Source organism: Dyadobacter crusticola DSM 16708 (assembly GCF_000701505.1).
Lineage (GTDB): Bacteria > Bacteroidota > Bacteroidia > Cytophagales > Spirosomataceae > Dyadobacter > Dyadobacter crusticola.
The window spans coordinates 67,926-82,905 of the sequence record NZ_JNJB01000005.1 but is presented as its reverse complement, the minus strand read 5'-3'; the positions used below and the strand labels follow the sequence as shown (position 1 = coordinate 82,905).

Below are 14,980 nucleotides of genomic sequence, written 5' to 3'. Positions count from 1 at the left end.
TTATATCCTGATCAAAATCCCAGGTTGATACCCAGCGTAAAAGTCCTGGCCAGAGGATACGACCCGTAATCCACCCCGGCTGCCAGCGGCCCGGGCAGCGGTACTCCAGTGGTAACAATCGTTGCCGCCTCATAATTACTTACCTCAGGATTGTAATTGAGGTATTTGGCAAATGTGAACAGGTTCTGCGCCGAAGCGTAAATGCGCACCTGCTGCAATCTGGCCTTGCTGATCAGGGAGGTCGGCAGCTGATAACCCAGGCTCACATTCTGAATGCGCAGGTAAGACGCGTCTTCTACCCAGCGCGTCGAAATCGCATTGTTGTTACCGGTAGTACGTGCATTGGCGCGGGGTGTTACGCCGTCACCGGGATTTTCCGGGGATCGCCATCTGTTCAGTACGGTGCTCAACTGGTTGGCATTCCCTTCCAGGTTTTCAATAAACCGGCGGCTCAGGTTCAGAATTTCCCCACCCTGCGTGCCTTGAATCGCGATGTTCAGGTCAAAACCTCGGTAGGTGAATGTGTTGGTCATTCCATAAATGAAATCCGGCTGATTGTTGCCTATAATCGTCCGGTCGTTCGCGTCGATCTTTCCGTCGCCGTTGATATCCTCATATTTCACATCGCCCGGGCGGGTAGTCGCGTCGTGCGGGTGGCTGTCTACATCAGCCTGATCTCTGAACACGCCGATTTGTTTAAATCCAAAAAAACTTCCGATCGGCGACCCGATTTGTGTAATGTTGGTCTCGCCCACACCACTGGCGCTGCGGATCGGATCGCCCGTGGGTCCGAGTGCCAGTACTTTGTTACGGTTTAATGAAAGGTTCAGGCTGGTGTTCCAAACAAAGGCTTTGGTCAGGTTGCGGGTGTTCAATGCAAATTCCCAGCCTTTGTTTTCCATTTTACCAATATTCTTCACTGCCGTTCCGAAACCGGTCACCGTAGGCACGTTCACGGATAATAACAGGTCTTTGGTAATGCGGCGGTAATAATCTATAATCAGGAAAACGCGGTTTCCAAACAAACCCACATCAATCCCGGCATCCAGCTGTTGGCTGCGCTCCCAGCCAAGCTGCGGGTTAGCCAGGGACGAAGGCGCCAGTCCGTTGACCAGCGAGTTGTTGAAACTGTAATTGTCGGAACGAAGTGTGGCCACGTAAGGATAGTTGTTTGTAAATGCATTGTTCCCTGCCAGACCATAGCTCACACGTAACTTAGCCTCGGAAATCGCTGAGATACTCTTCACAAAATCCTCCTCACTGATCCGCCAGCCCAACGATCCCGCCGGGAAAGTACCCCACCGGTTTTCAGACCCGAAAATGGAAGAACCGTCGCGACGCACGGACACATTCACCAGGTATTTTCCTTTGTAATTATAATTCGCCCGGGCAAAATAGGAAGCAGATGCATTTTCCACTCGGAAGGAAACTGCGGTTGTGGTAGTGCCGCTGGCGCTTCCGTTCAGTGTTTCCACCACATCGTTAGGGTAGGAGCTGCCGGTTCCCTGACTGTCCTGATACTGAAATTTGGTCGATTCCATCCCGATCAGCACATCAAAATTGTGAATGTCATTCAAAGACTTGCTGTAATTCAGTGTCTGGTTAAAAAGCCAGCTCAGCCCCTGGTCGGAGTATGCGGTACCGGTGGAGACAGACGGCGGCAGAATCTGGTTCAGCGGCATTCTGGAAGTGCGGTATGCATTGCGCCGGTTGCCCATAAAGTTCACGTTTCCTGTTACGCGATAGGTAAAATCTTTGAAGAGTTTGAGCTCCGCGTAAGTATTTCCTAATAAGTTGGTGGTTATGTACTGACTGTTGTATTCCGTGATGTTGGCCACGGGGTTTGTAGTTCCGGGATAATTATAGGGTGCTGCAAATGCAGTCTGCGAAGTATAAGAGCCGTCCGCCGCATAAATCGGGATAAATGGCATGATGGAAAGTGCGGAGTTGACCACCGCATTTTCCGCCCAGTGGCCTGCGTCGCGCACTTCCTGTTGTGTCCTGTACGAAGGATTAATAATCAAACCGAGTTTCAAAGTCGGAAGCACATTCACTTCCACATTGGCACGCATGGTATACCTGTCCATTGCCGACCGCCGGATCACACCATCCTGCGTCAAATACCCACCGCTGATACTGTAACGCGCCTTATCTGAACCCCCCGAAGCCGAAAGCTGATAGCTGCTCATCTTGCCGGTGCGGAAGATTTCGTCCTGATAATCAATATAAGGAAGCGCTGCTACCTTCGCCGGGTCGTCGAAGTTCAGCCACTCGAAAACTTCGCCTCTTGGATATCGGTAACGCAGGTAATCAGTCGGGCGCTGGCTGTTCGGATCTGAAATGTTCGCCCCGGGAATATTGTCCAGGTACGCATTATTGGAAGCATCTTTTCCGAATTCGGCAAACTGCTGTGAATTGATCAGATCGAGCTTCTTACTGACCTGCTGAAAGCCTGTGAAAATATCAAGATTCACGCTCGGCTTGCCGCTTTTACCTTGTTTTGTGGTCACGAGGATAACTCCATTCGAACCTTTGGAACCGTAAATGGCCGTTGACGATGCATCTTTTAATACATCCATACTTTCAATGTCATTGGGGTTGAGGTTGGCGAAAATGCTGGCGTTTACAATGTTGCCGTCAACTACGATCAGCGGCGAATTGCCGGCACTGATCGAACCAAATCCGCGTACTTTAATCGCAGGCGTGGCACCGGGCGAACCGCTGTTTTGCTGAACTACCACGCCCGGGATTTTTCCCTGGAGCGCCGTAGCCACATTGGAAACCGGCATATCGCGCAGCTCGCTCATCGGTACCGACGAAATTGCTGCTGTCACATCTGCGCGTTTCTGCGTACCATAACCGACTACCACCACTTCTTCCAAAGCCTTGGTGTCCGTTTGCAGGGTAATGTCAATCACGGTCTCATTTTCAATACTCTTCTCCTGAGGTACGTAACCAACAAAGCTGAAAATCAGGGTGAAAGGGCCATCGGGCACCGACAATTCGTATGTTCCCTCAATATTGGTGCTGGTTCCGCGCTGGGTGCCTTTGACCACGACACTTACACCGGGAAGCGCTTCTCCTTTCTCGTCTTTAACAACACCGCTTAGTGAGCGCTCGGCCCTGACAACCTGCGATGGTTCGATCGCGCTTACAGAAGACTGCGCCCGCTCGGGCACGGCAGGAGAGCCGGACGACGGTGCCGCTGCAGGGCGGCTGTAAATCATGTATGACTTCTTTTCAGACTGTTCGAAAATCAGGTCGAGCGGTGTGAGTACCTCCGTCAGAATAGTTTCCAATTTGCCGGTCTTACGGTCCAGGAGGGACGCGTCCACGACCTTCTGGCTCATTTGCCTGTAATTGTAATTGAAAGCTACTCCGTACTTTGTTGATAAACTTTTCAAAAGTTGGGGCAGGGTTACCTTGGTTTCTTTGCCAGGCTGAGCTGGCTTTTGCTGAACGAAGGTGGGCGCATGAGCGACCAGTTGCGCGCGTGCACTGGAATGCGTCAGCATCCCGGCGCTAAAAATCAGCCAGCCACTGCAAAACAGTAAGTTTTTCTTCATTTGAATACTAAATTTAGGGTTTGGAAATAAGTAAGATCACCTGTTGCTTTTTACCTTGGCGGGGACGGAAGCGCAGGTGAGTATTTTCATTCTATCAGGTAGGTTTGACCGTCTTTGCGGATTTTAACCTGATAGAGTTTCTCAATCATAGTGAAGTAAGAATCAATAGAGTCTGTCGGGATCGTCCCTGCGAAGGTCTCATCCCTCAGTTCGGGCACGCATTGGACATGAATGCCATAAGTATCCCGAATCCAGTCGAAGATTTCCCCCAATGGTTTGTTTTCCAGGTACATCGCGCCGTCTTTCCAACCGAGGCGCGGCTGAGCCTGCACGGCGGCTTTCGCAAGTAGAGGCCTGGCGCGGCTCCGGCTGATCATTTCATTTGGTTTCAGGATAACGTCGGGGGTGCCGCGCGTTTCATCCACGACACGAACCGCACCTGAGCGGAGTACGACATTGACGTCGCCGTGCCTGTTTACCACATTGAATACAGTACCTAGCACTTCCACATTCAGCCTGTTGGCCATGTGTACCACAAACTTGTTGTGATTGGCAGTGTGCCGCACTGAAAACTGTGCCTCTCCGTCGAGCCACACTTCCCTGTTCCCGAGCGAATCGGGCGCATAGCGTAACTTGGAATGGCCGTTGAGCCAAACTTCCGAACCTTCCGGCAGTACAATATGCTTTCGCTCTCCATAGGCAGTCTGGTATTCGAGCGGCGCGGAGCGGGATAGCCACAGCCTGGAAGCTGTCACTATCAGCACGATACCCACCAAACTGGCTGCGACGGTAAGCCACCGGTTCCGGTACAACGGCCGGATGCGCCGGAATGAGCCCGGTTCCTGCTGCTGTATAGTGCTGACGATATTTTGAAATACATCATGCTTCTGAACAGATCGCTGCGATTCGGAAAGCCCGTCATCGGCCTCCTGGTCGAGCATGTGCTTCCAATGCATTTCAAGAAGCTCGCGTTCCTCGGCGGTAGCGGTGCCCTCACGGAAGCGGCGGATCAGATAGCGTAGTTGTTTTGGGTGCATACAGTTTGGTCGGTGTATTGTATGACGGTTTACACTGACAACCTCCTAAACTGCCGTGAAGAAAAATCTTTGATTTTTCATAAAAAAATAAAATCCGGGGGTTACATGGTGGTCTGATTAGGATAATACTTAATATTGTTAGACTTATTTAGAGGGTCAGATATCTCCTATCTTCATGCAGCTTTCCTCTTCATCGCCAGAACAAGACGCATTGATTTCCGACCTGAAAGCCGGAAACGAGGCGGTGTTCAGGAGGATATATGAACAGTACTGGACACCATTATATGCTGTCGCCTACAATCATCTTCGCGATAGGGTAATGGCCGAAGAAATGGTGCAGGAGTTATTTACAAAGCTTTGGCTGAAAAGGGATCAGATCAGCATTCACTCGTCTTTGCAAGCTTACCTTTATAAAGCAATCAGGAACCAGATTTACGATTACATCGACAAGCAGCAAGTACGCGAGCGTGTTCATCAGGAGCTGTATGAGCAGGGAATTGAGGGGAAATATCTTACAGACGAAACCCTTGATTTCGACGAGTTACAGTCGAGGTTGGCTGAGGCAATCGAAGAGCTTCCGCAGCCGGCTCAGGCGGTATTCAGAATGAGCCGGCAGGAGTATTTGTCGCTCCGGGAAATCGCCGACCGTCTGAATGTTTCTTCAAAAGTTGTTGAATACCATCTCACCCGCGCACTTCGGATACTGCGCTTCCGGCTGAAAGATTTCGTGTTGTTCATGCTGATGTTTAAATTTTTGCATTGACAAAGCCGTTTTCCCTCGAACCCATTCCTGTTACTGGCATTGGTATACTCCCAAAGTTGGTAGATCGCCCAATCATCAGCAGATTAGTCTATTTAAGGCGCTGAGCCGCCTCGGGCGTAGTGGGGGTGAAAAAATTGATAAGATTACCATCGGGATCCCGGAACAAAAATGATCGATTACCCCAGGGCATTGTTGTTGGTATTTGTACAATGACATCTTTGAGAAAATGAGACAGCCGTTCATAGTGCGCATCCACATCATCGACCCGAAATTCTAAAATTACCGAACGGTTTGTAGAAGGCGTTGCCACACTTTCTCCACCAAAAAAGTTGAGCGTGCGCGTGCTGCCAATCGCTAATGTTGCCAGGGGAGTGCGGAATTCGGCAAAGTCTTCGGTGAGCCGGTGAGCATAGCATCCGGTGATTTGCTGATAAAAATCGATAACTGCATTGATGTTGCCGGTGATAATCCGTGTTGAATTGAATGTCATAGTTAATAAGGATCAAATATTTCCTCAAAGCAACATTGACCGCATGACAACAGTGTGTCAGCAGCGCCGACTATTCGTAAAACTTTTCTTTTGACACTTAAATGGCACAGCTCAATCCTGTGCGCCGCTTATTCCCGGGTGGACTATCTTCCGCTATCTTGCGTTTTCTTGCAGGACGTGAAGATATTGGCGAAGACCAGGAGGGTAAATTGGTGAGCAAACTTCATTTTGGATGCTTTGGAACTTGGTTTAATTGATAAGGGTAAAGACTCCTTTTTGGCGGTATTCACCCTCTAAATTGTCGCATTTGCACAGGTTTAATTGCAGGAGTAAATTTCAACTTTGCGTGGTCAGCATCAATTTCAATCAATGCTGACATAACAACAGCATTTCAGTTAATCAGCAAACGGGAATGCTAAAAAGGGTGAGCAGAATAAACCTAAAACAAAAAATATGAGAACAATCAATCCCTGGATCAACTTCAATGGAAATGCAGAAGAGGCATTCACGTTTTACAAATCAGTTTTCGGTGGCGACTTTACCAAGATCGTTCGCTTCAAAGACCTGGCAAGCGATGAATTCCCGATACCGGAAAGCGAAGCGGATAAGATAATGACCATTGTTTTGCCGATCGGAAAACACAATGTGCTAATCGCCAACGATGTTCCGGCATTTATGGGACGGGTAAATGAAAATGAAAACAGGTCCAAGATATCAATCAGTGCAGAAAGCCGGGAAGAGGCCGACAAGTTGTTCAATGGACTATCAGCAGGCGGAAATGTAGAAGGCCCAATGGGTGAAAGTCCCTGGGGTACATACGCCGGAATGTTCAGGGATAAATACGGGATTGAGTGGATTGTAGAGTTTGATCCGAACTACGACAGCGATAATTAATGCAAGAAAAAAGGCCGCCTGAGAGTATAATGTAAATATAGCCGCAGAGCGGCGCGCATTTAAGGCCCAGCAACAGCCAGCCGCAGAGCGGCTTCACCTTTGTAGAAGGTGGATGCAAATAGTGATAAGGCCCCTGCGGGGCCTCCTGTTTATCGCAGACGGGTTTTGACAATCATCATCAAATTATCTGCGAGTTTACAAGAGGCTCCACAGGACATTCTCATTAACGTTCGCGCCAATGACGAATCAATTTATCTCCTTCCGGCTAGCTCGCTTTTAACTCCAAGCTGGCCATGGTAGTCAGCTCTACCCTCGCTTGCTTTGGCAAACCTGCGACGGCAATGCATGTGCGGGTCGGAAAGCGGTCGGTAAAGTAGGTTTGGTACACAGCATTCAGCTCGTCGAAATACCTCATATCCGTCAGGTATACCGTAACGCTTACAATGTGACTGAATGTTAGATTATGCTCGGTGAGTATTGTTTCAATATTTGTAAATACCTGTCTTACCTCATCTTGGAAAGATGTTGTCACCAGCTGTCCGCCAGCCGAGCCGATCTGACCAGAAATGAACAGAAATCCATTGGAAACCAATGCTTTTGAAATCGGTACTGCTGGTGCAGCAGCATTTTCATTTGTACTCATGTGATAAATTGTTATTGTTTTGTTTGCATCTCTGCGCCAAGTTATGCCCTTTACACGAAAGAAATCGACCTCACCCTGATTAAAAAAAGAGAATTTCAATGGTTATAACTCACCGACGATCGGTCAAACTCGTTAGGAATGAGCCGATTGACGCTGCATGTACCTCTTGCTACTCCTTTAAAAGTTTAAGCCGTGATTCTCCTTCTTCTGACTTCACTTTGAGCAGATAAAGCCCACCGGGCAGGTCCGGTGAACCGAGATTTATATCCAGAACTGATGTGACTTTCGGAAATTTCATTTGCCTTCGAACCTTGCCGGAAAGATCTATTATATCGACTTCAAGAGGTCCTTTTACTTCACCTTGCGGTTCAAGCCTGAAAATGTCCCGGGATGGATTTGGGAAAACGCGCCAGTCTGGTATTGCATTGAAAATGACCGCACGCACTGCTGAGTAGGTGAAACTACCATCGGCATCAACCATTTTCAGGCGATAATAATGTGTGTTGCGAAAGGTGGATTTAGCGTCAACAAAAGAGTAGTGCTGCGTACCCTGCATTGCTTTCCCTTCGATGATCCCAAGATCGGTAAACAATCCCTTTTTTACATTATCAGAACCAACCGCCACCTGGACAACAAAATGACTGAAAGCCTTCTCCGAAGCAGTCGCCCACTTCAATAGAACCGCTGTATGCTCGCCGGAATAGCTTTTCTCTGCATTGAAGCTGATCAGCTCGGCAGGCAGAGGTGTGCCTGTACCAATGTAGCTTTCCGCAAGCCAGAATTCCGAAAAGGTCTTTGTTTCAAATTCCAGGTAATACCCGTTTTGATAGGGAACCTTTGCGACCTTTTCACGGGGAAAGTAGTCCCAGCCATCGTTTGTATTGTTGGCCAGATCACCATCCTGGTTTGGTCCTGCGTATTTTGTCAGGGTAAGGTCGTAAACTGACGAAGGCTTGCGCATGTCCGGGTGTTCTGTGGCTGATACCAGCCGCTCTATGTCCGCCTCAGGAATGTACAGCCGGAAGCCCACAGGCTTTTCCAGATTGCCTTCCGAATGGATCATCAAATTCCTGTCGAGGATCAGCTGGTCTTTGCTGAATCGCAATGCGCCTTCATTGAGATAAGAGTTAAGACTGATATGCGCAATATCCTGCCCGCGCGGGTCGACTGCCATGGCAATTTGACCACCTAACAAATACGGCACCCACTCTCCATCAGGCAAATAGGAAGGACCGGTTTGGGATGTATCGGAACCGCCATCATAGATATCGTAAGGCATACTGTAAATATGTACGTCATCGATGACGATATTATTTCTGGCGACACTACTGTTGGTTTTAAGAACAAAACGGAGCCGCAAGTTTCCATAAAACGGTAGCATTGCCGTAAATACGCGCCAACCGGTTGCTGCCTTTCCACTCCAGTAACCCAGCCCGTCTTTTTCCTGATTATACCAGTTTGTTCCAGCTTCATTGGCGCCCAGCCGATACCATCCGTATCCGGTGTTAAACTCTAAGTACAACATATCGCAATCATTCCCGTCGCAGGCTTCCAGGTCCATCTTCGCGCTGAAACTCAGGTATGACGGATACCTATTCAGGTAAAAACAGGGCGAGTACAAATATGATTCTCCATTGCTTTGGGCACCACTGAGATCTGTCTTCCAGGCATTAAGACCGCTTGCAGCAACCGAATTCCCGGTTCCGTCGGGCGTGCCAAACTGCCACAAAGATTTGTCGCCCTCCGTGAACCAGCCGCCATTCCCCAGCTCAAAGTTTTCCAGGCGCGAGTTGTCAATGGTGATCATTGCTGGTGTGAAGAGCTCAACCTGCAGCGTATCATTGCCCCGGTTAATATCAGCGTCTTTCTCGCACCATAGTTTGACGAGGTGCTTTCCTGGCGCGTATAGCTCAGAGGGGTAGTATAAATTCGCTGTGGTACTATCACCCGTTCTGATGATGTGAATGATATGTTCCGAGATTTTACCATCGATGGACATTTTAAATGGGACATTGACACAATTGTCGCTGCCATTATTCTTAAACACCGCTTCCATGAAAAGAGGGATAATCGATTCACAAGGATTTACCGCAGGAGCATGCAGCCTGGCGAACTCTATATCACTGGTCGTTTTGAATAACTTGATATTATCAATTACAAAATCATCTTCCGGGTAGGTGTAGAATGTCTCAGCGGCCCATCTGACCTGAAATCCTGCTGTGAAATCCTGTCCATTGTTTCGGAGTAATTGTGAAACCTCGATAGATACCACCTTGAACTCGTTCTCAATCTCGCCGTAAGTTCCGGCAGATTGGGCATATGCGTGAATCCAGGGAGCATCGCTGCTACCGCGAATGTACACCCTGTTGAAGTCGTGGTAGACAGAGAAGTTATTGTTTCTGAAAGTTAGCCGGACTTCGTCGTCCTGTACGCGATAGCCTGAAAGGTTATACGTTGCTTCCAAATAGCTCCTGGCCATTCCAAATTTATTTTCCGGCTTATCAAGAACAAATGCGACTTGTGAAGAAGACCATTCCCCTGGCTTCACCGCTGTCCTAAGCCGCCCTTCACCATCTATCCTGATGAAATCGTACGCCTCCGCACCGTTCAGAGCCACTGTTGTTTCGCGAACTTCCATTGCCGGGAGAGATCCGGCATGCTGTAAGTAAGGTAACGCCAGCTTTGGATTAGGCACCTGCCGAAGGCTGATAGCAAGGGAATCGTTTTCTTTCACGGGGTCGCCGGGAAGTCGCACGCGCACCACTAATGTAGCTTCATTTACCGAAGTCAAGTCAACCTTCTTCTGAAAAGTATAGTCAGTACTTGCCAGCCCCGCCAAAGGCGCATTTACAGTTTCCCAATGCATTGCTCCTCCCAGTGAGTAACCTATCTCGAAAGGTCCCGCCTGCGGCTGATCATCCAGGTTTTTGATCCGGATCTGAATGGAATGCTCGGGTAAGTAGGCGGCGTGGGTAAACTTTCTGGCATTTGGAAGTGGAGAGAGCACGGCTTCCAATTTCAGATCATTATCTGAAATACTTCCAATGCAAGTCCCCGTATTTGGCTTTCTGATGATCGCAAACGAGCGCCTGCCCGGCACCTGATCTTTCCTGGCCCTCACAGATACATAATAGACAGAATCCGGCGAAAGCCCTGATAATGTGTATTTCAATGCGTTTGTAAGCCCAACTGACTTCATCTCGCCGCCCATCGAAAGCATTACTTCATAATCAGAAGCCCCGCTTACTGCATTCCACTGCAATGCAATGTAGCCTTCGCATTGAGCGGATTGAAGCGTGACGGAAGGAACACCGATAATAGCAAATGCTCCGCTCACGCTGGTGCTGCCGTTCCGCTCTACCCTGACCATTGCAGTGCCCGTCGCTGCTTCCGGCACCGTCCACGGCAACTGGCGCTGGTCTGCGGGAACGTTGGCGTTAAGAGTTGTCCAGCTTGCTCCGTTATTGAGAGAGTACGAGACATTGAAAGTGCTGAGCGCATCTCCGTACGACTCCCAGCATATATTCAGGGCATCGCCTCTTGTCAAATGGTCTCCGGCCAGCGGGTAGGTGATATTAAGAGAAGGTTCAATGATATCGTAAACTATAAAATATTCCTGCACCCCCTGCGGAATCCGTGTTGCTGCCACTTCAACTGTATAAGTACCCGCCACAGGCGCATCCAGAACAATCTGCTCGATGTTATTTACCGAATCAATGCCTGACGTAGCCGCCGCTGTTGGATCCGCTGCCGAAGGAAATTGAGGCAGCGCTATGGTGTTGTCCGGCCTGATCACGGATAAGTCCAGGTTGTTAACCAATGCGCTGCCGCCCGCGAGCACAGAGGGAGCAGGATCGTTCCAGTAAATGAGCACTTTTACCTTCGCCGTGTTTGCCGGAACGACAATCTGGTGGGTATTCCTGGCCGAATGCGCGACCGTACCGGAAAAGAAATGGCCTTTGTCCAGCATGGTGACCGAGCGCAGCAGGTTCATTAGCCCGAATCCGTAGGTATAGTCGGGACCTGGCAGGCCCTGGTCGGCAGCACCATTAGTGATCAGTGCTTTAATCAATGCATTTTTAGGGTTTTGCTCCTGGTTCAGCTGCCGGTATCGCTGGTAAAGTAAGGCCGCGCCGCCTGTGACTGCGGGTGTTGCCATGCTCGTTCCCGAAGCACTTTGGTACGTGTTGCCCGGCACCGTGGAAGAGATGGCACTTCCTGGTGCAGTGACTTCCGGCTTGATCCGTCCGTCTTCGACAGGACCTTTCGACGAGGTCGGATTGATAATCCCGTTTGCCTGCGTCATTCCTACGGTCAGCACATTTTTGGCTGACTGGTAACCGCCAAGGACTGTACCAAAACCAGAAGGCGATACCTGGCAGTTTGTTTCCAAACCGCTATTCCCGGCGGCGAAAACATGCTGCAAATGCGGGAGTTCGAACGCCTGCTGGTCCAGAAAGGGCGAGTCATATCTATATGCGCCAAAGAGACCACAACCTATTGAGCTGCCGTATGTATTGCTGGTAACCACCATTCCATAATCCCGGGCAAGCTGCGGGGCATCAATGAGGATGTTGGTTCTACGTCGCAATACGATCTTGGATTGCGACGCATATCCTTTGTACTTCTCGTTCAGCAGCCCGGATCCCGCAACTGTTCCACCCACATGTATCCCGTGCCACGTATTGTCAAGCATGTCATAGCTGATCACACGTCGCCCGATGTCCGGATGTAACATTGGATTCGAATCATCGCCCAGACCAACGACAACGCCTTCTCCTGTAAGCTGATACCCCAAAAGCGCTGTCGAACCCAGTACATTGGCTTTGGTGCTTGCTGTACTTTTATCGTTAAGCATTTCAGACTCGGCTGGGACTGGGGCGAGATATTGCACCCACGGAAATGCGGCAAGGGAGCGTATACTGGTTTCAGGGATCCTCACTTCAAGTTGCTGATAGGATTTAAGGTCTTCGGAGAGCAGCTCGAAACCGCTTGTCCGGATGTCGCGGATTACCTCATCGGATTTGAACGATCTGACGAAGCACAATGTCACATCCACCTTTCCGGCGACTTTTTTGGCATGATCAGGAATTGCCCCAGTCTGCAGTGAAGGGTGGAGAATATCCTCCATTCCCGGCCTGAAAACTGCCCGTACTCCCGCATTCTTCAATGCTTCGCTGTTGATCAGCCCGGTCACTGTGGCGGTATACGCAAAGTTTGGAATGTAGTCCAGCAGTTCGACACCGCTATTTTTGAGATACGATAGTGCAGCTTCATCAGGAATCGCATGGAACTGAATAATGATCAGCGACTTACCATGATCCTTTTCCTGTAACCTCCCATTGCTGATTCCGCTTTCTTCAGGTATGCCTTCCGGCAGGGAGATAACTCTGTTTTTGAGAAATAGCCGGTGCTGCGCCAGCTGCTGCGCAAAGATTCCGGTTGAACTGGCTAATAGCAGAAGTACCAGACAAGCTGTCCGTGTTTTTGAGGTCATGCACATGTAACTGATGGAAGGGGGCGCGAAAATAGTCAAAAATTTATAGTCAACGTGCAATTTACCCGACACAATTATGCGGTGTAATTATGATGGCGCCAAAGCGTCTTCTTCTTTCTTGGTATGGAATTTATACAGGTCCGCGCGCCGACAAAGTGTAAGCAGGAAATGACCAAAATAGTAAGCAAGTATGGAAATACGACCGATGTATGAACGAGAACCTGAGCCGCTTTCACCCGAAGATCTAAGGGTGGTCGTCTCGGCTTTTGCCCGGGCTGTTTGGGAAGCAGATGTGAATGGGAAGGTGATGGAAGATGCAAGATCCTGGCGTGCATATACGGGCCAAACTCTTGATAACTGGCTGGATGCCGGCTGGCTGGCTGCCGTTCACCCGGGCGAGCGATCGGAAGCGGAGATTGCCTGGACGAGAACAATTACTACTGGTCAGCCACTCAATGCCGGGTTTCGCCTGCAGCAAGCTCAGGGTGGCTGGAAGTGGACCAATGTGAGGATGGTACCCATCAGAAATTCAAATGGCGCCATCGAGAAATGGATCGGCTTTATCGTGGATGTTCCGGAGCGGCAAATGTCCGACGCCGCGGCGAAGCAGGAGATCGAAGATCGTTTCGAAACATTGGTACAAAACCTGCCGGACTACGCCATTTTCAGGCTCAACCCTCAGGCAATTATCACTGAATGGACGGAAGGAGCGCAACGGGTAAAAGGTTACACGGCGGAGGAAGTCCTTGGCCGGCACCTTTCCATATTTTACACTGCCGAAGAAATTGCGGCAAAAGAGCTGGAAGGTGAACTGGAAGAGGCATCGCTGACAGGGCGGTCGGAGCGCGAAAGCTGGCGGGTTATTAAAGGGGGTAATTTAATCCTCGTTAATGAGATCGTCACGGCGATCCGGGATCGCAACGGTGAACTGGTCGGTTTTACCAAAATAAGCCGCAATATCACCCAGCAAAAGCGTGCAATCGAAGCGCTGAGAGAGTCTGAGGAACGGCTGCGCATACTCGTGGAAAGTATTGTTGACCATGCCATTATCACTCACGACCCCGATGGTATCATCACGAGCTGGAACTCAGGGGCACAGCAAATATTCGGGTATACCGAGACAGAAGCAGTCGGCCAGCCTGACGCATTGATATTCACAGAGCAGGACCGGATAGAGGGAGAGCACGAAGAGGAGCAGGTTACTGCCTGGCGTGAGGGTCGCGCTCTCGATGAGCGTTATCACAAGCGGAAGGATGGATCGCTGGTGTACTTGTCGGGCGTGATGTCGCCGCTCTACAATCCGGACAACCAGCTCGTCGGCTTTGTTAAGGTAGCCCGGGATCTGACCCAGAGAAAACAAATGGAGCTGGCGCTCAGGGAGGCTGATAAAAGGAAAGATGAATTCATGGCAATGCTGGGGCACGAACTGCGTAATCCGCTCGCGCCCATCCGGAATGTAATTCATGTTCTTAAAATGACACACAGTCAGGATGAATCGCTGACTTCTTCGCTAGAAATGTTATCGCGGCAGGTAGACCACATGGTGCGTTTGATCAATGACCTTTTGGATATGACCCGGATTGTCAAAGGAAAAATAGCGCTGCGCCCTGAGCCGATCGACCTGGTGACTGTGACAGCGCGTGCGGCCGAGATGTCCCGCCCAATGTTTAATTCTGCCAACCGTATTCTGACTGTCGATCTGCCGGATCACCCTATTTACATCAATGGCGATATGACCCGCGTGGTTCAGATCATCAATAACTTACTGAATAACGGTGCCAAATTCACTTTGCCAGAGGGGCACGTGCAAGTGCATGTTGAACAGCAGGGAGACCAGGTATTTGTACATGTTCAGGACGATGGAGTGGGCATTTCGGAAGAACACCTGGAAAATATTTTTGAAACATTTTATCAGATCGATGTGGCTATTGATCGCTCGCAAGGCGGATTGGGGCTGGGTTTGTCGATGGTCAAACAGCTCGCCGAGTTGCATGGCGGCAGCGTTCAGGTAAGTAGTCCGGGACTTGGACTGGGAACTACATTTAAGGTAACTTTTCCAGCGATCGTGCCCGACCTGTAATTCTGCGGCA

General features: G+C 49.8%; 8 protein-coding genes. 3 read left to right on the top strand and 5 right to left on the bottom strand.

Going from position 1 to position 14,980, the window contains the following annotated elements; all coding sequences use genetic code 11:
• Nucleotides 1-11 precede the first annotated feature (11 nt).
• Complete coding sequence (locus tag Q369_RS0106445) at nucleotides 12-3,566, bottom strand: SusC/RagA family TonB-linked outer membrane protein (protein ID WP_031526986.1); 3,555 nt, start codon at nucleotides 3,564-3,566, stop codon at nucleotides 12-14.
• 86 nt (nucleotides 3,567-3,652) lie between these two features.
• Nucleotides 3,653-4,603, bottom strand: a complete 951-nt coding sequence (locus tag Q369_RS28245) for a FecR family protein (RefSeq protein WP_084165663.1) — start codon at nucleotides 4,601-4,603, stop codon at nucleotides 3,653-3,655.
• Between the two features lie 175 nt (nucleotides 4,604-4,778).
• Between Q369_RS28245 and Q369_RS0106435 the strand changes: the two genes are divergently transcribed.
• A complete protein-coding gene (locus Q369_RS0106435) occupies nucleotides 4,779-5,366 on the top strand; it encodes an RNA polymerase sigma-70 factor (protein ID WP_051663946.1) in 588 nt (195 codons plus the stop codon).
• 88 nt (nucleotides 5,367-5,454) lie between these two features.
• Here Q369_RS0106435 and Q369_RS0106430 read toward each other — a convergent pair whose 3' ends face one another.
• Nucleotides 5,455-5,856: a VOC family protein gene (locus Q369_RS0106430; protein WP_031526983.1), complete on the bottom strand. Its 402-nt coding sequence runs from the start codon at nucleotides 5,854-5,856 to the stop codon at nucleotides 5,455-5,457.
• A 453-nt stretch (nucleotides 5,857-6,309) separates the two neighbouring features.
• On the opposite strand from Q369_RS0106430, the gene Q369_RS0106420 reads away from it, so the two are divergent.
• Nucleotides 6,310-6,750, top strand: coding sequence for a VOC family protein (locus Q369_RS0106420; protein WP_031526982.1), 441 nt, complete (start codon nucleotides 6,310-6,312; stop codon nucleotides 6,748-6,750).
• A gap of 265 nt (nucleotides 6,751-7,015) precedes the next feature.
• Here Q369_RS0106420 and Q369_RS0106415 read toward each other — a convergent pair whose 3' ends face one another.
• Nucleotides 7,016-7,393, bottom strand: coding sequence for a RidA family protein (locus Q369_RS0106415; protein WP_031526981.1), 378 nt, complete (start codon nucleotides 7,391-7,393; stop codon nucleotides 7,016-7,018).
• Between the two features lie 169 nt (nucleotides 7,394-7,562).
• Nucleotides 7,563-12,890: a S8 family serine peptidase gene (locus tag Q369_RS0106410; RefSeq protein ID WP_031526980.1), complete on the bottom strand. Its 5,328-nt coding sequence runs from the start codon at nucleotides 12,888-12,890 to the stop codon at nucleotides 7,563-7,565.
• Between the two features lie 190 nt (nucleotides 12,891-13,080).
• Here Q369_RS0106410 and Q369_RS0106405 point away from each other — a divergent pair, with 190 nt between their 5' ends.
• A complete protein-coding gene (locus tag Q369_RS0106405; protein ID WP_084165662.1) occupies nucleotides 13,081-14,970 on the top strand; it encodes a PAS domain S-box protein in 1,890 nt (629 codons plus the stop codon).
• Nucleotides 14,971-14,980 lie beyond the last annotated feature (10 nt).